21 protein-coding genes and 1 riboswitch are annotated in these 17525 nt (G+C 66.7%); of the genes, 7 read left to right on the top strand and 14 right to left on the bottom strand.

Annotated elements, in window-relative coordinates; genetic code table 11:
• Position 1 precedes the first annotated feature (1 nt).
• From KQ910_RS02655 to KQ910_RS02690, 8 genes are all read right to left on the bottom strand, one after another.
• Entirely contained in the window at positions 2–628 is a 627-nt protein-coding gene (locus KQ910_RS02655; protein ID WP_216956908.1) for a 2-dehydro-3-deoxy-6-phosphogalactonate aldolase, read from the bottom strand.
• A complete protein-coding gene (locus KQ910_RS02660) occupies positions 625–1494 on the bottom strand; it encodes a 2-dehydro-3-deoxygalactonokinase (protein ID WP_216956910.1) in 870 nt (289 codons plus the stop codon). Before KQ910_RS02660 ends, KQ910_RS02655 begins: the two co-directional genes overlap by 4 nt.
• The gene (locus KQ910_RS02665; protein WP_216956912.1) at positions 1482–2375 is read right to left on the bottom strand and encodes an alpha/beta fold hydrolase; all 894 of its coding nucleotides are present in this window, start codon (positions 2373–2375) and stop codon (positions 1482–1484) included. The genes KQ910_RS02660 and KQ910_RS02665 overlap by 13 nt, the downstream gene beginning before the upstream one ends.
• A 37-nt stretch (positions 2376–2412) precedes the next feature.
• Positions 2413–3582: an acetylornithine deacetylase gene (gene argE / locus KQ910_RS02670; protein WP_216956915.1), complete on the bottom strand. Its 1170-nt coding sequence runs from the start codon at positions 3580–3582 to the stop codon at positions 2413–2415.
• Between the two features lie 140 nt (positions 3583–3722).
• A complete protein-coding gene (gene folE / locus KQ910_RS02675) occupies positions 3723–4349 on the bottom strand; it encodes a GTP cyclohydrolase I FolE (RefSeq protein ID WP_229600300.1) in 627 nt (208 codons plus the stop codon).
• Between the two features lie 25 nt (positions 4350–4374).
• A complete protein-coding gene (gene apaG, locus KQ910_RS02680) occupies positions 4375–4767 on the bottom strand; it encodes a Co2+/Mg2+ efflux facilitator ApaG/CorD (RefSeq protein ID WP_216956919.1) in 393 nt (130 codons plus the stop codon).
• Positions 4768–4828: 61 nt separating this feature from the next.
• Positions 4829–5737, bottom strand: coding sequence for a cation diffusion facilitator family transporter (locus KQ910_RS02685; RefSeq protein WP_216956921.1), 909 nt, complete (start codon positions 5735–5737; stop codon positions 4829–4831).
• A 125-nt stretch (positions 5738–5862) separates the two neighbouring features.
• Entirely contained in the window at positions 5863–6336 is a 474-nt protein-coding gene (locus tag KQ910_RS02690; RefSeq protein ID WP_216956923.1) for a PaaI family thioesterase, read from the bottom strand.
• Positions 6337–6414: 78 nt separating this feature from the next.
• Between KQ910_RS02690 and KQ910_RS02695 the strand changes: the two genes are divergently transcribed.
• Complete coding sequence (locus KQ910_RS02695) at positions 6415–6864, top strand: MarR family winged helix-turn-helix transcriptional regulator (protein WP_216956924.1); 450 nt, start codon at positions 6415–6417, stop codon at positions 6862–6864.
• A gap of 176 nt (positions 6865–7040) precedes the next feature.
• Here KQ910_RS02695 and KQ910_RS02700 read toward each other — a convergent pair whose 3' ends face one another.
• The 5 genes from KQ910_RS02700 to KQ910_RS02720 all read right to left on the bottom strand — a co-directional run bounded on the left by KQ910_RS02700 (position 7041) and on the right by KQ910_RS02720 (position 12175).
• Positions 7041–7652 (bottom strand): TenA family protein, encoded by a 612-nt coding sequence (locus tag KQ910_RS02700; protein ID WP_216956926.1) that lies wholly within the window; start codon positions 7650–7652, stop codon positions 7041–7043.
• 22 nt (positions 7653–7674) lie between these two features.
• Positions 7675–8886, bottom strand: coding sequence for an O-succinylhomoserine sulfhydrylase (locus KQ910_RS02705; RefSeq protein WP_216956927.1), 1212 nt, complete (start codon positions 8884–8886; stop codon positions 7675–7677).
• A gap of 74 nt (positions 8887–8960) precedes the next feature.
• Positions 8961–9037, bottom strand: a riboswitch (SAM riboswitch).
• A 31-nt stretch (positions 9038–9068) separates the two neighbouring features.
• Positions 9069–10049, bottom strand: a complete 981-nt coding sequence (locus KQ910_RS02710) for a Bug family tripartite tricarboxylate transporter substrate binding protein (protein WP_216956929.1) — start codon at positions 10047–10049, stop codon at positions 9069–9071.
• 106 nt (positions 10050–10155) lie between these two features.
• Positions 10156–11844 (bottom strand): thiamine pyrophosphate-binding protein, encoded by a 1689-nt coding sequence (locus KQ910_RS02715; protein WP_216956931.1) that lies wholly within the window; start codon positions 11842–11844, stop codon positions 10156–10158.
• Positions 11845–11860: 16 nt separating this feature from the next.
• Complete coding sequence (locus tag KQ910_RS02720) at positions 11861–12175, bottom strand: NIPSNAP family protein (protein WP_216956933.1); 315 nt, start codon at positions 12173–12175, stop codon at positions 11861–11863.
• Positions 12176–12463: 288 nt separating this feature from the next.
• On the opposite strand from KQ910_RS02720, the gene KQ910_RS02725 reads away from it, so the two are divergent.
• The 6 genes from KQ910_RS02725 (at position 12464) to KQ910_RS02750 (ending at position 16744) form a co-directional block, all read left to right on the top strand.
• A complete protein-coding gene (locus KQ910_RS02725; protein WP_216956936.1) occupies positions 12464–13249 on the top strand; it encodes an RNA recognition motif domain-containing protein in 786 nt (261 codons plus the stop codon).
• 108 nt (positions 13250–13357) lie between these two features.
• On the top strand, positions 13358–14083 hold the full coding sequence (locus tag KQ910_RS02730; protein ID WP_216956938.1) for a DUF1194 domain-containing protein: 726 nt from the start codon (positions 13358–13360) through the stop codon (positions 14081–14083).
• An 82-nt stretch (positions 14084–14165) separates the two neighbouring features.
• A complete protein-coding gene (locus KQ910_RS02735; protein WP_229600301.1) occupies positions 14166–14921 on the top strand; it encodes an aldolase in 756 nt (251 codons plus the stop codon).
• Between the two features lie 11 nt (positions 14922–14932).
• The gene (locus KQ910_RS02740) at positions 14933–15523 is read left to right on the top strand and encodes a hypothetical protein (protein WP_216956942.1); all 591 of its coding nucleotides are present in this window, start codon (positions 14933–14935) and stop codon (positions 15521–15523) included.
• 33 nt (positions 15524–15556) lie between these two features.
• On the top strand, positions 15557–16105 hold the full coding sequence (locus KQ910_RS02745) for a carboxymuconolactone decarboxylase family protein (RefSeq protein WP_216956944.1): 549 nt from the start codon (positions 15557–15559) through the stop codon (positions 16103–16105).
• Between the two features lie 6 nt (positions 16106–16111).
• Complete coding sequence (locus tag KQ910_RS02750; RefSeq protein ID WP_216956946.1) at positions 16112–16744, top strand: LysE family translocator; 633 nt, start codon at positions 16112–16114, stop codon at positions 16742–16744.
• Here KQ910_RS02750 and KQ910_RS02755 read toward each other — a convergent pair whose 3' ends face one another.
• Positions 16745–17521 carry a cyclase family protein gene (locus tag KQ910_RS02755; RefSeq protein ID WP_216956948.1) on the bottom strand — a complete coding sequence of 259 codons (777 nt, stop codon included), beginning with the start codon at positions 17519–17521 and terminating at the stop codon, positions 16745–16747.
• Between the last annotated feature and the right edge of the window lie 4 nt (positions 17522–17525).

Below are 17525 nucleotides of genomic sequence, written 5' to 3' on the forward strand. Positions count from 1 at the left end.
TCTATTTGCGCCAGGCGCCCACGATGGAAGCCGCCTTGACGCGGACCGTGGCCGCGTCGTCGCCCGGCTTGTAGAGCGAGGAGCCGAGGCCGAAGCCTGCGGCGCCGGCCGAGCGCCAGGCATCCATATTGTCCGCGCCGATGCCGCCGACCGGGATCAGCGGCGTGCCCTTGGGCAGCACCGCCAGCAGGGCTTTCACCACAGCAGGCGAGGCGATCTCGGCGGGAAACAGTTTCAGCCCGTGCGCGCCGGCCTTGAGGGAGGCGAAGGCTTCCGTCGGCGTCAGGATGCCGGGCAGGCTCGTCATGCCGAGTCGCACCGTCTCCTCGACGACCTCGCGATCGAAGTTCGGCGCGACGACCAGCTCGCCGCCGGCCGACGCGACGTCGCGCGCCTCGGCGGCCGTCAGCACCGTGCCGGCGCCGATCACGGCGTCGGGGAAGCGCTTGCGCAGGGCCGCGATGCTGTCCAGCGGCCGTGGCGAGTTGAGCGGCACTTCGATCAGGCGAAAGCCCGCCTCGACCAGAACGTCACCGATCGCCGGCGCCTCCTCGGGTTTCAGCCCGCGCAGGATGGCGACGAGCGGCAGCTCGCCCATCGCGGCCTTGAATCGTTCGACGCTCGTCATCCCTGCAAGGCCCTCATGCCCGCCCATGTCGCTTCGCCGCCGAAGCAGCGCACGGTGACACCTCTCGTCTTCAAGGCGAGAGCATAGCGCGCCGTGAGCGCCGGTGCGCCGATTGCGATCACGTCGCGGGCGGCCGGGGCTTCGTGGCGCAGTTCTTCCCCGATCAGCAGGCCCGACAGGTAACTCGCCGACTGTGCTGGCGACAGCCGGTCGAACAAAGCGAGCGCCCGCACGCCGAAGGCGTTGTGCAGCAGCCCCTCGCCGTTGCCGGCGCGGGTCACGCCACGCAGGAACATCGCCTCGTCGAGTGCTGCGTCGGCCGCGAGCGTACGCGCCAGGATCGAATGCTGGCTGAGCAGGCCGTAGAACTCGCCCGTCATGCAGGTGCGAAAGCCGATGATGCGGCCCTCGCGCACCGTGGCCCATTTGCTGTGCGTGCCGGGCAGGACGAACAGCCCGTCTGAAAGGCCCGCGAGCCGCAGCGCACCGAAGATCTGTACCTCCTCGCCGCGCATCACGTCGGGCACCTCGCCCTGCTCGACGCTGAGGCCGGGCACCAGCGCGATGCGTCCCGGCTCGATCCAGTGCAGGTGCTGCTTGAGGTCTTCAGGCCCGGCGGGACAGGCGACGTAAGGTGCTTCGACCCAGCCCTGTCGACTGCCCGCCATGCCGGAGATCAGGCAGACGCTGCCGGGCGGCTTCATCCACTCCGAGAACAGCGAGGCGAAGACGCCGGCGAAATCGCCGTCGGGTACGTTGAGGATCCCGAGCGGCGCGCTCTTCTCCTCCAGCACGTTGCCGTTCGCATCGAGGCGGGCGCCGCGAAGGGAACTCGTGCCCCAGTCGACCGCGATCAGGTGCGACACGGCTTCGGCCCCAGTTCACGGGCGGCGATTGCGAACAGCTCGTCGGCCGAACCGACCGCCACGAAATGCCCCGCCCCTTCGACGGCATGCCATACCGCGCCCGGCATCCGGTCGGCGACGGTCCGGTTGATGAAAGCCGGCACGAGCCGGTCATCCGTGCCTTGCCAGAGATGGACCTTCCGCTCGATCGCCCTCACGTCGAAAGCCCAGCGGCGATAGAGAAGTTCACTGTCCCGGCGCAGGCCGTCGCTGCCGCGAGCAAAGCATTCGGCGGACATTTCGCGGAAGATCGCGTCGACGTCCGGTTGAAGCAGGATCTTTCGATCGTGGTCATTCACGGCTTTCCGCACTTGCTCGACGAAGGTCGCACGGAAGAATTTGGCGGTCACGCCAAGACTCGCATACATGAGCCGGAAGCCGGGCGGGAAGCGCAGCGCCAGAAATCCGCCCAGCGCGTCCGCCTTCGAAAGATGATCCGCCGCCCAGTTGTCGCCGAAGGCGCCGTAGCTGCCGCCCGCGATGCTGCTGACATGGCGCAGCCGAAGGGGATCGACGTAGGCGGCCGCCGCCAGCGCCCAGGGCCCACCTTCCGACCAGCCCGTCACGCCGAACTCGCGATATCCCAGCGCGTCGGCGATGGCCGTCAGGTCATCGGCCCAGCCGGCGTAGGTGCGCAGTCTCTGGGGCGTCGACCGTCCGATGCCCGGCCGGTCCACGCAGATCAGCCGCAACCGGTTCTTCGATGCCGACTTCGCGAAGAGGCGGGCCTCGAGCCGGCAACTGGGTCCACCATGATTGTGGATGACCAGCGGTCCCTGCGGATCCCCGACCTCAAGATAGCTGAGCGTGCGGCCGTCCCGGGTTGCGATCGTGCCCGTCATGGAGGGGAGAGTCTTTTCTCCGCACCCGCCTCCAGGCCTAGTCCCGGCAGGACCACTCGAGCATGCGCTTCATGAACTCCTCGCCGGCGTCGATCTGCGAGGCCAGGATGAATTCGTTGGGCTGATGCGCCTGGGCGATGTCACCCGGGCCGCACACGACCGTCGGCACGCCCAACACCTTGCGGAAGATGCCGGCCTCGGTGGCATAGACCACCGCGCCCACCGTGTTGGAGCCCGACCAGCTTCCGGCCAGCGCCTTTGCATCGTCGTTGCCCTCGGGCGAGAAGGCAGGCGTCGAGGCGCGCAGCTCGGTCTCGATCCCGGCGGCGGGATGCTTGGCCTTCATCTTCGGCAGCAGCTCTTCCTTCAGCCACTTCTTGGCGCGCTCGCCCAGCTCCTCGATCGGCCGGGTCGGTAGCTCGCGATAGCCCCACAGGACCTCGCACTCACGCGCCAGGATGTTGCCCGCGGTGCCGCCGATGATGGTGCCGACGTTGAAGGTCGCGGCGGCCGGCATGAACTCGCTGTTCTTCGGCGCGGCGGCCTCGAGCTCCTCCTGGACCGTGTTGAGGTAGTGGATGAACTCGCCGGCGAAATGGATCGCGCTGACGCCGAGATGGGTCATCGAGGAATGCGCCTCGAAGCCGGTGAACTTGGTGACGTAGCTCTGGCTGCCCTTGTGAGCGTGCACCACGGTCATCATGGTCGGCTCGCCGATGATGATGACGCGCGGCTTCGGCACTTCGCTCGCCATGCGGGCGGCCAGCGAATGGGCGCCGAAGCAGCCGATCTCCTCGTCGTAGGACAGTGCGAAGTGGATCGGCTTCCTGAGCGGCGCCTTCAGGAATTCCGGCAGCATCGCGAGGCCGATGGCGTAGAACGCCTTCATGTCGCAGGTGCCGCGGCCGTAATACTTGCCGTCCTTGAGGGTCAGCGTCCACGGGTCGGTCACCCACGGCTGGCCGTCGACCGGCACGACGTCGGTATGGCCCGACAGCACCACGCCGCCCGGCACGTTGGGGCCGATGGTGGCGAACAGATTGGCCTTCGAACCGTCCTCGTTGGGCACCAGCTTCGAGTCGATCCCGTGCCCCTTGAGATAGGCCTGCACGTACTCGATCAGCGCGAGGTTGGAGTTGCGCGAGGTGGTGTCGAACGCCACGAGCTTGCGCAGCATTTCGATGGAACTGACGATCTCTCCGGCCATGATGTCCTTTGCTCACTCAATTCCGACCTCACCCTGAGGAGCCGCACGGCGTGCGGCGTCTCGAAGGGTGGGCGACAGCCCTGTTGTGTCCCATCCTTCGAGACGCACGCCTGCGGCGTGCTCCTCAGGATGAAGTTAACTCAAATCGACGTGCGCCCGATCATGGACAGGAATTCGCGCCGTGTCTCGCCATTGTCGCGGAAGGCACCCAGCATGCGGCTGGTCACCATGGTGACGTCCGACTTGTGGACGCCGCGCGTGGTCATGCACTGGTGCGCCGCCTCGATGACGACCGCCACGCCGCGCGGCTGCAGCACTTCCTGGAGCGTGTTGGCGATCTGCGCCGTCAGCTTCTCCTGGATCTGCAGGCGATGGGCGAAGGCATCGACCACGCGGGCGAGCTTGCTGATGCCGACCACGCGCTTGTCGGGCAGGTAGCCGACATGGACCTTGCCGATGATCGGCACCATGTGGTGCTCGCAGTGCGATTCGAGCCGGATGTCGCGCAGCGCCACGACCTCGTCGTAGCCCTCGACCTCTTCGAAGGTCCGCTGCAGCATGTCGCGCGGATCGCGGTCGTAGCCCGCGAAGAATTCCTCGTAGGAGCGGACGACGCGGTCGGGCGTGCCCGCCAGCCCCTCGCGGCCGGGATCGTCGCCGGCCCAGCGGATCAGGGTGCGCACGGCGGCCTCGGCCTCCTCGCGCGACGGGCGGGCCAGCCCGGTGGCGAGCGACATGGCTTCGCCCGGCTTCACCATCTTGTTCATCTGCATTCTCCTCGATCCGCGTCGCCTAGTTGAGGCTGCGCTGTGCCGTCGGCGTATCCAGCGAAAAAGTCGGGATATCGACGTCGAACTTCACACCCGCCTCGTCAACCATCTGGTACGTGCCGGCCATGATTCCGGATGGCGTGGAAAGCGGCGTGCCCGACGTGTACTCGAACCTCTCGCCGGGACGCAGCAGGGGCGTCTTGCCCACGACCCCGGGGCCCCTGACCTCCTGCAGCCGGCCGAGCCCGTCGGTGATCTTCCAATGACGGCTGCGCAACTGCACCGCGACATCGCCGTGGTTCTCGATCCGCACGGTGTACGACCAGACGAACTGCGACTTCGCCGGCTCGGACTGGTCGGGCAGATATTGCGGTTGAACCGTCACCAGAATGGCACGGGTTGTGGCTTTATACATGCTGGGGCGAGTTCCTCATGGCCTCTGACATGGGAGTTTCGACCCAAAAGGTCAAATGCGTCTACAGCCACTTCGGATCGGCGGTGAAGTCGATGGTGAGCCAGCGATGCGGGCCCTCGCCGCCGATCGCCTCGGAAATCTCGCGACGCAGGGCATCGGCTGTGCCGACACTGTCGATCGACGACTCCGGCGGCACGGCGACATGGATCTCGATGAACCGGGCACGACCCACCTTGGCGACGTAGCTGGTGTAGGTCTTGAAGCCGTGGCGGGCGATCACGCCATCCATCACTTCGCGCACCCGTGCATCGAGTTCGGGCGGCGTGATCAGCAGAATTTCCTGCAGCGCCTTGCGCACCGCCTGGATGGGCACGAACACCAGGACCATCGTCAGCAGCGCCAGGACCGCCGGGTCGGCATAGGGCGCGAGATGAGCGTATGCCGTTCCCTTCAACGAAGCGCCGATGACGAAGGCCACCAGCAGGGCCAAAGTGATGGAGCCGGCCATCAGCCAGCCCTGCGTGTCGAGCCGGATGAAATCGGAGCCGATCGCGCGATTGAGGCGGCGTTCGTAGAAGAACATGCTGAAGCAGGCCACGCACACCAGGACGGCATAGGCCATCGCCCAGTCGAAATCGAGCTGCCGGCCGCCGATCAGCAGGCTGTCGACCGCATTCAGGAAGGCATAGAAGCAGAGCAGCATCAGCGTGCCGCCGTTGAAGGCCAGCACCATCGGCTCGATGTGCCAGTAGCCGAACTGGAACCGCCGGTTCTCGGCGACGCGGGTGACGAGGCGCGAGACGAACAATGCCAGGCCCGACATGGCGGCATCGATGGCGGAGAAGACGCCGTCGAACAGGATCGACATCGATCCGGACAGCAGGCCGAACAGCACGCCGAAGGACGCCACCCCGATGGTGACGGCGATGGAGATTTTCAGGAGTCTTTGTTCGGCGGACGCGGTCGGCATGGGATGGACTAGACATCATGCTCCTCTCCCCCGCTAGGGGGAGAGGTTGGGTGAGGGGGTTGCCGACACCGATCGAGGCCCCCTCACCTAGCCACTCCCCCTAGCGGAGGAGAGGAATGTAAATGTCAGATCGGGAAAATGAGGCAGGTGGTCGTGCCGTGCGCCAGCAGCTTGCCGGATGCGTCGGTCAGGCGCCCTTCCGAGGTGGCGATGCGCGAGCCGACGTTGATGACCTTGCCCTCGGCGCGGACCGGGCCGGTCCTGTCGGTCATGGCGCGCACGTAGTTCACCTTGATCTCGACCGTCGTGTAGCCGCTGCCGGCCTTCAGCCTGGTGTGGATGCAGCAGCCCATCACCGAATCCAGCAGCGTGGCGGCGACGCCGCCATGCACCGAGCCCAGCGGGTTGTAATGGTCGAACACCGGCGTATAGCCGAAGACAACACGGCCGTCTTCGACCTCGATGAGGCTGAAGCCCAGGGCCTTGGTGATCGGCGGCGCCGGATAGCGCCCCTCCAGCACGCCCCTGAAGAGATCCAGCCCGTCCAGCGTGCGCGCCACCTCGATCGGCACCACGCCAAATCCTGCTTCTCCAGCCATGCCCGTCTCCGTGCAAAATTAAGTGCATATACACATTGAGGCTTTGCCGGCGCAAGAAGCGGCGATAGTCTCAGTCCCATGACAGCCGTCCCGCCCCCGTTCCGCCTGTCGCCGGCCGAATGCACCTGCTTTCGCGTACGCAGCGCGGCGCGCCGCGTCACCCAGATCTACAGCCGCCACCTCGCGCCGACCGGCCTGCGCATCTCGCAATTCTCGCTGCTCGGCCACGTGATGGCGCGCGGCCCCCTCAGCATCTCCGAACTGTCCGACCGGCTGGCGACCGACCGCACGACGCTCACGCGCAACCTGCGCCCGCTGCTGGCCTCGGGCGTGATCGAACGCGCGGCCGCGGGCGACAAGCGCCGGCACGAGCTGGTCGCGACGGTTGCGGGCCGCGCCCTCTTCAAGCGCGCCCTGCCGATGTGGGCCGCCGCCGAGCAGGAAGTGCGCGACGCGATGGGCACGAAGCTCACCGCCGACCTGCACGGCGCCCTCGACCGCTCGATGGAAAAGCTGGCGCCGCTTTAGTCACGGCGTCCTGGACATCAGAGCAATCGCCCATGAAACAAGGATCCCTCACTTCGTTCGGGATGACACCGGTTCTTTAGAGCGGCGCACTGCGCTCATCCCCCCAATAGTGTCATCCCGAACGAAGTGAGGGATCCTTCGCTTCCCCTCATAACGCGGGAAGCAATGGCTCCGCCCTAAACGTTGGCGGCGAAGAAGCCGAGTTCGAGTTCCATGGCGCGGCGGTAGTTGGCGCGCACTGCTTCCGTGTCCTCGGCATGCTGGTCGAGCAATGACTCGAGCTGGACGGCCAGTTCCTCAAAGCCCGGATCGGCGTAGGTCTTCACCCATTCCGAATAGAGTGGCGCCGCGTTGTTGGCTGCCAGCGTCCGGCCGAGATAGGCGTAGAGGCGCATGCAGGGCGTCATGGCGGCGATCGTCTCGCCGAGATTGCCGCGCCCCGCCGTCTCCAGGAGGAAATCGACATAGGCCCGCGTCGCCTCGACCGGCGTGACACCCGTGAGATCGACCTGCCAGCGGTCGGCGTAGCTCCTGTGCAGCTTCAGCTCCTGCAGGACGCCGGCGATGAGGCCGGCGAAACCGTAGAGGTCCTCCCGCGACCGTGAGTTAGCGAGGCAGAAGGCATAGGCGCGTGCGAACGCCTCGAGGAAATAGGCGTCCTGCGCGACGTAGCCCTTGAAGTTCTGCACGGGTAGCGACCCGTCCCGCAGCCCGCGCACGAAGCCGTGCGCGAGGATGCGTTTGGCGAGGTCGGCATTCGCCGCCCACAGGTCGGCCGACAGCGGCACGCTTGTACTCCAGCCCGATGCGTCAGCCGCCCAGCGCCTGGACGAGATCGCCGATGATGTCCTCGACATCCTCGAGGCCGACCGAGATGCGCACCGTGCCGTCGGTGATGCCGAGCTTGGCGCGCTCCTCGGCGCCGATGCGCATGTGCGTCGTGGTCGCCGGATGGGTGACGAGACTCTTGGCGTCGCCTAGGTTGTTGGAGATGTCGACGATCTGCAGGCGGTTCAGCGTCTCGAAGGCGGCCCACTTGCCGGCCTTGAGATCGAACGTCACCACGCCGCCGAAGTCGGACATCTGCTTCGCCGCCAGCGCATGCTGCGGATGGTCGGGACGCCCCGGATAGAGCACGCGGCCGATCGCGGGATGCGCGGCCAGCGCATCGGCGACGCGGCGGGCATTGGCACAATGGCGCTCGACGCGCAGGCCGAGCGTCTCCAGACCCTTCACCAGCACCCAGGCATTGAACGGGCTGAGCGCCGGGCCTGTGTTGCGGATGATCGGCTGCAGCTTGTCGAGGATGAACTCCTTCGAGCCCAGCACGGCACCGCCCAGGGTGCGGCCCTGGCCGTCGATGTACTTGGTGGCGGAGTGAACGACGATGTCAGCGCCGAACTCGAGCGGGCGCTGCAGGATCGGCGTGGCGAAGGCATTGTCGAGGACGACCTTGGCGCCGGCCTTGTGCGCGAGATCGCATACCGCCTTGACGTCGACGATGTCGAGCATGGGGTTGGACGGCGATTCGAACAGCACCGCCTGCGTCGGCTTCGAAAGCGCCTTCTCCCACTGCGCGAGATCGCCGCCGTCGACCAGCTCGCTCTGGATGCCGTACTTCGGCAGCAGCTCGGCCACGATGTAGTGGCAGGAGCCGAACAGCTGGCGGGCCGCGACGATGCGATCGCCGGCCTTGAGCAGCGCCAGCAGCGCGAAGAACACCGCCGACATGCCGGTCGAGGTGGCGCGACAGGCCTCGGCGCCTTCCAGTGCGGCCAGCCGGTTCTCGAACATGGTGACGGTCGGATTGCCGAAGCGCGAATACTGGTAGTGGTTGCTCTCGCCCTTGAAGGTGGCCTCGGCCTCCTCGGCGCTCGAATAGGCGTAGCCCGAGGTCAGGAACAGCGCCTCCGACGTCTCGTCGAAATTGCTGCGGATCTGCCCGCCGCGCACGGCGCGGGTCTGGGTCCGCCACTTCGAGGTATCGGCTTCGGCCTTCTTCTTCGGAATCGATCCGTCCATCTCACTTCTCCTCTCGCCGCGCGTCCTTTCCCGACGACGCAAACGAAAAACCCCCGACCTGGAAGGACGGGGGTTTTGCGTAACCTCCGACCTTTTAGCGATGTTTAACGTGGTCGCAAGCCGGTCGGCTCAAATCTCCACGGCCGCCTCTATAAGGGCGGCGGTCGCCCGACGCAAGCCCGTCAATCGGGCTTCACGGCGGCCGCCCGGGCGACTTCGGTCCACTTCTTCAGCTCGGCGGCCGTATGCGCGGCCAGCTCCGCGGGCGTCGACGAGGCGATCTCGTAGCCGAGATCGGAGATCTTCTTCGCGACCTCCGGATCCTTCAGCGCCTTCAGCAGCTCCGTGTTCAGGCGCTGCACGATCGGCGCCGGCGTGCCGTGGGGCGCATAGAGACCGGCCCAGGTATAGGCCTCGACACCGGCCACACCCTGCTCGCCGATCGTCTTGAGATCGGGCAGCGCGGGCGAGCGCTTGGCCATCGCGAGGCCCAGCGCGCGCAGCTTGCCCGCCTGGATCTGGCCCATTGCCGGCGCCAGCGCGTCGAACACCACGTCGATCTCGCCGGCGAGCAGCGCCTGCTGGGCCGGCGCCGAGCCCTTGTAGGGAATGTGCTGCATCTTCACGCCGGTGCGCAGCCGGAACAGCTCGGCGGTGAGATGCAGGATCGAGCCGTTGCCCGAGGAGCCGTAGTCGAACTTGGGGCTGCGCTGGATGAGCGCGATCAGCCCCGGAATGTCCCGGGCCGGCGAATCGGGCCGCACCAGCACCACCATCGGCACGATGGCGGCGAGGCCGATCGCGGCGAAGCTCGTCGGATCGTATTTCAGCGACGGATTGACCGCCGGCACGATCGCCATCGTGGAGACCGTGCCCGTCAACAGCGTGTAGCCGTCGGGCGGCGCCTGGGCGAGAAGCTGCCCCGCCAGTCCGCCACCCGCGCCCGGCTTGTTGTCGATGACGAAGGACTGACCCAGCCCCTCGGCCATCTTCGGCGTGACGATGCGCGCGATGATGTCGGGCACGCCGCCCGGCGCGAAGGGGATGAGCACCTTGATCGGCTGGCCCTTCGGCCATTCCGCCTGGGCCCGCGCCGGAACGGCCAGCGCGGCCAGCGACGCCGCACTCAACGCACCGAGTGCAGCGCGACGTGTGATGCTCATCGTTTCCCCCTTCGTTTCTGTTTCTTCTCTATCGGAAGTCCGACATGCCCTCGCTCTTCAACCTCCCCCGTTTGACGGGGGGAGGCTTTTATCGGATCGGCGCGCTCTAGTGCTTCTGCTTGGCCAGCGCCTGCTCGCGAAGCTTGGTCATCGTGATGCGCGAGGTGATGGCCTCGGCATCGGTCTTCACATGGATGATCGAAGGCTTGCCGGCGCCGAGCGCACGCTCGAACGCCGCCTCGAAATCCGCCGTGCGCTCGACCGTCTCGCCGTGGCCGCCGAAGGCGCGGGCGTAGGCCGCGAAGTCGGGGTTCTTGAGTTCGGTGCCATGGACGCGCGTGGGATACTCACGCTCCTGGTGCATGCGGATCGTGCCGTACATGCCGTTGTCGACCACGATGAACACCACATTCGCGCCGTGCTGGACGGCGGTGGCGAACTCCTGCCCGTTCATCAGGAAGCAGCCATCGCCGCTGAACGACACGACGGTGCGGCCGGGCGCTGCGATCTTCGCCGCAACGGCCGACGGCACGCCGTAGCCCATCGAGCCGTTGGTCGGCGCGAGCTGGGTGCGGAAGCCGCGATACTGGAAGAAGCGATGCACGAAACCGGCATAGTTGCCGGCGCCATTGGTGACGATCACGTCGTCGGGCAGGCGCTTGTTCAGCCAACCCACGATCTCCGCGAGATTGGCGGAACCGGGCTGCGGCGTCGGCTCGATGTTCTTCAGGTAGTCGGCGCGCGCCGCGGGCACGGCCGCTTTCCACGCCGAGGCATCGACCGGCTTCATCGCCTTCGCCGCGGCGGCGAACTGCGCCATGCCCGAGTTGATCGGCAGGGTCGCCTGATAGACGCGGCCCAGTTCCTCGGCGCCGGCATGCACGTGCACCATCTTCTGCGCCGGCACGGGCAGGTCGAACATGGTGTAGCCGCCGGTGGTGGCCTCGCCGAGGCGCGGACCGATCGCGATGATCAGGTCGCTCTCCTTGATGCGCTTGCCGAGCGGCGGGTTCACGCCGAGGCCGAGATCGCCGACGAAATTGTCGTGGCGGTTGTCGATCAGGTCCTGGTTGCGAAAGGCGGTCGTCACCGGCAGGTGGTTGGCCTCGACGAACGCCCGGATGTCGTCGCAGGCCTTCGCGTCCCAGCCGCCGCCGCCCAGGATGACCAGCGGCTGCTTCGCCGCGGCGAGCAGTTCGCGGAAGGTCGCCATGTCTTCCGGCGCCGGCGCGCCGCGCGCGACCTTGTAGGGTCCGGTATCTGCGACCTCGACTTCGTCGACCAGCATGTCTTCCGGCAGCGCGATGACCACCGGACCGGGCCGGCCGTTCATCGCGCGATGGAAGGCCTGGCTCACGATCTCGGGGATGCGGCGGGCATCCTCGATCTGGGTCACCCACTTGGCCATCTGGCCGTACATCCGGCGATAGTCGATCTCCTGGAACGCCTCGCGCTCGGCCTGCTCGCGGGCGACCTGCCCGACCAGCAGGATCATGGGCGTCGAATCCTGGAAGCCGGTATGCATTCCGACGCTGGCATTGGTGGCGCCCGGCCCGCGCGTGACGAAACACACGCCAGGCTTGCCGGTCAGCTTGCCGTAGGCCTCGGCCATGTAGGCCGCTCCGCCTTCCTGCCGGCAGATCACGTAGCGGATGGAATTGCGCTGGGCATAGAGCGCGTCGAGGGCGGCCAGATAGCTTTCGCCGGGCACGCCGAAGATCGTGTCGGTGCCGTGGATACGCAGTTGGTCGATCAGAACCTGCGCGCCGCTGCGGCGCGGGTATGCGGTAGCCATTTTCGAGGTCTTTCCCTTACTTCGTGGGTGAGAAGGTGGTGGGCACCAATATCTTGTTATTCATGTGCTTCATATATTCTCGGCTTTTCTGCAAATAGGCCTGCCAGGCGGGATCGGCGGCCATCGCCGCACGGCGCTTCGTGCGGTCGGCGAGATCCTCGTAGCCCCAGATGTGAACGATCTCGTTCACGTTGCCGACCTCGGTCGTATAGTAGCCGACCAGATTGCCGAGATGCTTCAGCTGGACCGGCAGGCCCTCTTTTTCGTAGAGCGCGAGGAAGTCGCGCAGCCGGCCCGGCTGCAGTTCATAGGTTCGATGGTCGACGATCATTTTCCAATCCCTCCCGGATCCGGGACGATTGTGTGCCGTGCTTCGTTGCGCCTCAACCCCGCCGCAGCGGTGGACTCATGATGGGAATCGGCGCATAAGTGCTGCATTGCGACACTAGCCGACGAGCATCATCATGAGTCTCGGCACAGTCGCGGAGCGCGATACCGGTCAACGTCTTCCCGTGAGCTACTTGGTCATCTGTCAAAGGTCATCGAAACGCTTGGACGCAATCGTCCAGCAAGCGCGCGCCGGACTCCGCTCGATTCTTCCTCCAGCCAAGAGCCTTGAATGAGTCGCAAATTGTTTGTGGGCAACCTGCCCTATTCGGTCACGTCTGAGCGTCTGCAAGAAGCCTTCTCTCAGTTCGGCACCGTTACAACCTCGAAAGTGATCGTGGATCGCGAGACCGGCCGCAGCCGCGGCTTCGCGTTCCTCGAGATGGAAACCGATGACCAGGGCGCCTCGGCCATGCAGGCCATGAACGGCGCGTTGTTGGATGGCCGCTCGATCGCGGTCCGTGAAGCGGTCGAGCGTCAGCCCGGTGGTGGCGGCGGCGGCGGTGGCTACGGTGGCGGTGGTGGTGGCGGCGGCCGTGATGGCGGTGGCTTCCGTCCGCGCGGCCCGCGTCCGCCCTACGGCGGTGGCGGCGGTGGTGGCTACGGCGGCGGCGGTGGTGGCGGCGGCTACGGTGGTGGCGGTCGTGACGGCGGCGGCGGTGGTGGTTATCGCGGCGGCGGTGGCGGCGGCTACGGTGGCGGCGGTCGCGAAGGCGGCGGCGGTGGCTACGGTGGTGGCGGTCGCGAAGGCGGCGGCGGTGGCTACGGTGGCGGCGGCGGCGGTTACCGCGGTGCCGGTCCTGGTGCCAGCGACGGCGGCCCGATGCGCGATCGTCGTGCCGACTTCTCCGGCGCGCCCCCGCAGGGTGGCGGCTACGACAATAGCGGAGCGGCTCCCCCCGCTGGTGGCGACTTCGGCAAGCCGCCGCGTCGTCACGGCGGCGGCGGTGCTCCGGACCGTCCGCGCCGCGAGCGCGACTACGAGCCCCGCAAGCGTGGCTTCGACGACGACCAGTAGAAATCGGACTGACCTGTCAGTCGACGAGAGCGCCGGAGGGAAACCTCCGGCGTTTTTCTTTGAGTCGGGCATTACGGTGTTATGCTTCCGTTATCGACGGAGGTGGGCATGAAGCGACGATCGGCGCTCGTAGGCTCCTTGGCGGCGCTGGCGGCGGGAACGCCGGCCCGCGCCCAGACACCGGTCGACCTGCAACTCGTCCTGGCCGTCGACGTCTCCCGTTCCATCGACGAGATTGAGGCCGAGCTTCAGCGGCGCGGCTATATCGAGGCCCTGACCAACGATCGCGTCATCGACGCCATCCTGTCGGGCGAGCACAAGCGCATTGCCGTCTGCTACACGGAATGGGCCGGCACGCACTATCAGGTCGTCGTCCTGGACTGGACCGTGATCGACACGCCGGGTGCCGCGCGGCGCTTCGCCGAGAAGCTCGCGGAGGCGCCGCGCGCGTCGCAGAGCTGGACCGCCGTCGGCGCCGCCCTCGCCCATGCCGGCCAGCGCTTCGAGAATTCGCCTTTCGTCGCCAAGCGCCGCGTCATCGACGTGTCCGGCGACGGCCGCACCAACGACGGCCCGCCGGCGGAAATCGTCCGTGACAAGCTGGTATCGCAGGGCATTGTCGTGAACGGCCTGCCGGTGATGATGAACCGCACCAACTTCGGCCGCCCGCCCGACCTCACGCTCGACAGGTATTACGAGGAGAGCGTCATCGGCGGGCCGGGATCGTTCATCATCGTCGCCGACAATTTCGACCATTTCGGCCGCGCGGTCCGCACCAAGCTGGTGCGCGAGATTTCGGCGACCGGCGGGCCGGTTCGCTCCTCGCCGGCCTGATCGCTCCAATTTTCCTTGGCCCCGATTGCAGGAAGCCGCATCATCGGCGCTGCAACGGCCGTCGAAGATGGAGCTCCCCAAGATGCTGGCGAACGACCCGGTCACCCAGGCGCGGATCGACCTGACCACCGCGCTGCGAGCGGCGGCACGGCACGGACTGAACGAAGGGGTGTGCAATCACTTCAGCATGACCGTGCCCGGCCGCGAGGACCTGTTCCTGGTCAATCCGCAAGGGCTGCACTGGTCGGAGATCACGCCGTCCGACATCGTGATGGCCGACGGCGAGGGCAACATCGTCGAGGGCAAGTACGAGGTCGAGCCGACCGCCTTCTACATCCATGCCCGCATCCATGCCGGCAACCCGCGGGCCAAGGTCGTTCTGCACACCCACATGCCCTATGCGACGGCCCTGACCTCGATCCGCGACGGCCGCATCGAGATGTGCACCCAGAACGCCTTCCGCTACTGGGGCCGCATCGCCTACGACGAGAAGTACGGCGGCGTGGCGCTGTCCAACGACGAGGGCGAGCGGATGTGTCGGGCAATGGGCGACAAGGACATCCTGTTCCTGCGCAACCACGGCGTCATCGTCTCGGGCCCGACCGTTGCCCAAGCCTACGACGACCTTTATTACCTCGAACGTGCGGCGATGGTGCAGGTGCTGGCGATGCAGACCGGCCGGGAACTGCACAATATCGACGAGGCGATGGCCGAGCATACGGCCAGGCAGATCGCGGGCGAGGCGCAGCAGGCCTTCCTGCATTTCGAATCGCTGAAGCGCATGCTCGACCGGGATGAAGCCGGCTGGAGCAGGCTGACGGCGGTCGAGGGACGTTAGGGGAAAGACGCATGCGCATTGCCGCCACTCTTGTCGCGCTCTCGGCACTCTGCTTCGCCGCGCCGGTCTCGGCGCAGGGCTACGGGCTGGGATCCGGGCCGAAGCTCGGCCAAATCGAAATCAAGGCCTACCAGAAGATTCCCAAGGTCAAGATCGCCGTCCAGCTCACCTCCGACACGCATCTCGCGCGCGAGCTGCGCCGCCAGGTCATGGTCCGCCTCGGCCAGCGCGGCAACCAGGTCGGCTTCAGCGGCGGCAACATCATGCGCATGGACGTGAGCTACTTCGACCTGTCCGGCGGCGCCGACCGCGATATGCCGATGATGCAGAGTCAGGACTACGAGACCGGCGCCAATCCGCGCCTCATGCTGCCCGCCAATCCGATCGGCCGGCGCGACACCATCCCGGCGGCGCCTTCGGGCGCGACGCTGCGCGTCTCGCTCACGCTCTACGAAGCCAGCGGCGGCAAGGTGCTCTGGACGGCGACCGGCTCCTGCAGCGTCCGTTCGAGCCAGGCCATGGCGGGCGGTCTGTCGATCGTGAACCATATCTTCGACAATGCCGATGCCAACCGCGTCGCCGACGCCGGCTGCCCGCTCTAGAAATCACCGAAAATCGACAACAAAGGAAACGTCATGCCGCGTCTGGCTCCGCTCGACCTGAACAAACTCGCTCCCGAACAGAAGAAGGTCGCCGATGCGATCATGACCGGTCCGCGCGGCGGCCTGCGCGGGCCGTTCGAGCCGTGGCTGCGCAGCCCGGTGCTGGCCGACCGCGCCCAGAAGCTCGGCGAATACTGCCGCTTCCACAACACGCTGCCGCGCGACCTCTCGGAACTCGCGATCTGCCTGGTCGGCCGTCACTTCAAGGCGCAGTTCGAGTTCTACGCCCATGCGCGGCTGGCCAGGGAAGCCGGCCTCTCTGAAGACATCATCGAGGCAGTCCGCCTGCGCGCCACGCCGCCGTTCAAGCGCGACGTCGAGAAGGTCGTCTACGACTTCGTCACCGAGTATCTCGAAACCAACCGCGTCGCGCCGGCCAACTACAAACGCGCCATCGACGCGTTCGGCGAACAGGGCGTCGTCGATCTGGTCGGCGTTTGCGGCTACTACATGCTGGTCTCGATGACGCTCAACGTCTTCGAAGTGCCGCTGCCGCCGGGCGAACCCGACCCGCTGCCGTAAGCGGCGATGGATCTCGCGAACCTCGCACTCTTTTCGGCTGCGGCCCTGGCGATCGCCGTATCGCCGGGCCCGGGCATCTTCTACGTCGCGGCACGCACGCTGGCCGGTGGCCGCGGCGAAGGCCTGGCCTCCAGCTTCGGCACGGGGCTGGGCGGGTTGGTCCATGTCGCAGCGGGCGCCGTCGGCGTGTCCGCGCTGGTGATGGCAAGCGCCGAGGCCTTCACGATCCTGAAGCTCGCCGGCGCACTCTATCTCGTCTGGATCGGCATCAAGGCAATCCGCGAGGCGCGCCAGCCGTTCGAGGCTAAAGTGACGACGACCGGCGCGGCCAGGGCCTTTCGCGAAGGCATCCTCGTCGAGGCGCTCAATCCCAAGACCGCTGCCTTCTTCCTGGCCTTCCTCCCCCAATTCGTCGATCCGTCGGCCGGTCCCGTCTGGCTGCAGTTCCTGCTGCTGGGCCTGATCTCCGTGGTGCTCAACACCGCCGTCGACGTCGTGGTCGCGATACTGGCGTCGCGAGCCCGCTCGATCGCCGTCGGACGACCCACGCTGCTGCGCCGTCTGCGAACGGGCGCGGGCGGTGCGATCGCAGCACTCGGCGTGGCGCTCCTGTTCGCGCGCCGGCCAGCCTCTCTTTAGCTATTCTTCAAATATCGCGACGGCACGGGTCCAGCCTGCCGAAGCGCCACGGATCTTGTGCGGGAAGCAGGCGATGGTGAAGCCGTCGCCGGGCAGCGATTCGAGATTGTGCAGCTTCTCGAGATGGCAGTAGCCGATGTCGCGACCGGCCTTGTGGCCTTCCCAGATGATCGACGGGTCGTGGTCCTTGGCCCATTTCTGGGCGGTGAAGTAGAACGGCGCATCCCAGCTCCAGGCGTCGGTGCCCGTCAGGCGCACGCCCTTCTCCAGCAGAAAGATCGTGGCGTCGTAGCCCATGCCGCAGCCGGAATTGACGTAGTCGTCGTTGCCATAGCGCGAGCCGGCGCGCGTGTTGACCACGACGATCTCCAGAGGCTTCAGCTCGTGTCCGATCCGCTTCAGCTCCGCCTCGACCTCGGCGGCGGTGATGACATGGCCGTCGGGCTTGTCGCGGAAGTCGAGCTTCACGCCGGGCTGGAAGCACCATTCGAGAGGCACCTCGTCGATGGTGATGGCGCGCTCGCCCTTGTTCATCGTCGGATGGAAGTGATAGGGCGCGTCGAGATGGGTGCCATTGTGGGTCGAGAGGTTGACGTTCTCGACCGCCCAGCCGGCGCCGTCGGGCAGGTCTTCCTTCTTGAGGCCCGGAAAGAAGCCGGCGATCTGGCCCGCCGTGTCGGCATGCTTGTGATACTGGATCTTCGGCCCGAACGGAGGCGGATCGGAGATCACGTCATTCTCGAGATAGATCGACAGGTCGACGAAACGGCGGGGCATGGAG

Origin of the sequence: Reyranella humidisoli (assembly GCF_019039055.1) — a bacterium.
GTDB lineage: Bacteria > Pseudomonadota > Alphaproteobacteria > Reyranellales > Reyranellaceae > Reyranella > Reyranella humidisoli.

Bases quoted from the DNA above. Each gene is read 5' to 3' on its own strand.
- KQ910_RS02655 (WP_216956908.1), bottom strand. From the start codon at position 628: ATGACGAGCGTCGAACGATTCAAGGCCGCGATGGGCGAGCTGCCGCTC.
- KQ910_RS02685 (WP_216956921.1), bottom strand. From the start codon at position 5,737: ATGCCGACCGCGTCCGCCGAACAAAGACTCCTGAAAATCTCCATCGCC.
- KQ910_RS02715 (WP_216956931.1), bottom strand. From the start codon at position 11,844: ATGGCTACCGCATACCCGCGCCGCAGCGGCGCGCAGGTTCTGATCGAC.
- KQ910_RS02755 (WP_216956948.1), bottom strand. From the start codon at position 17,521: ATGCCCCGCCGTTTCGTCGACCTGTCGATCTATCTCGAGAATGACGTG.
- KQ910_RS02730 (WP_216956938.1), top strand. From the start codon at position 13,358: ATGAAGCGACGATCGGCGCTCGTAGGCTCCTTGGCGGCGCTGGCGGCG.
- argE (WP_216956915.1), bottom strand. From the start codon at position 3,582: ATGGCCGGAGAGATCGTCAGTTCCATCGAAATGCTGCGCAAGCTCGTG.
- KQ910_RS02665 (WP_216956912.1), bottom strand. From the start codon at position 2,375: ATGACGGGCACGATCGCAACCCGGGACGGCCGCACGCTCAGCTATCTT.
- KQ910_RS02725 (WP_216956936.1), top strand. From the start codon at position 12,464: ATGAGTCGCAAATTGTTTGTGGGCAACCTGCCCTATTCGGTCACGTCT.
- KQ910_RS02735 (WP_229600301.1), top strand. From the start codon at position 14,166: ATGCTGGCGAACGACCCGGTCACCCAGGCGCGGATCGACCTGACCACC.
- KQ910_RS02695 (WP_216956924.1), top strand. From the start codon at position 6,415: ATGACAGCCGTCCCGCCCCCGTTCCGCCTGTCGCCGGCCGAATGCACC.
- apaG (WP_216956919.1), bottom strand. From the start codon at position 4,767: ATGTATAAAGCCACAACCCGTGCCATTCTGGTGACGGTTCAACCGCAA.
- KQ910_RS02745 (WP_216956944.1), top strand. From the start codon at position 15,557: ATGCCGCGTCTGGCTCCGCTCGACCTGAACAAACTCGCTCCCGAACAG.
- KQ910_RS02720 (WP_216956933.1), bottom strand. From the start codon at position 12,175: ATGATCGTCGACCATCGAACCTATGAACTGCAGCCGGGCCGGCTGCGC.
- folE (WP_229600300.1), bottom strand. From the start codon at position 4,349: ATGAACAAGATGGTGAAGCCGGGCGAAGCCATGTCGCTCGCCACCGGG.
- KQ910_RS02705 (WP_216956927.1), bottom strand. From the start codon at position 8,886: ATGGACGGATCGATTCCGAAGAAGAAGGCCGAAGCCGATACCTCGAAG.
- KQ910_RS02740 (WP_216956942.1), top strand. From the start codon at position 14,933: ATGCGCATTGCCGCCACTCTTGTCGCGCTCTCGGCACTCTGCTTCGCC.
- KQ910_RS02750 (WP_216956946.1), top strand. From the start codon at position 16,112: ATGGATCTCGCGAACCTCGCACTCTTTTCGGCTGCGGCCCTGGCGATC.
- KQ910_RS02710 (WP_216956929.1), bottom strand. From the start codon at position 10,049: ATGAGCATCACACGTCGCGCTGCACTCGGTGCGTTGAGTGCGGCGTCG.
- KQ910_RS02690 (WP_216956923.1), bottom strand. From the start codon at position 6,336: ATGGCTGGAGAAGCAGGATTTGGCGTGGTGCCGATCGAGGTGGCGCGC.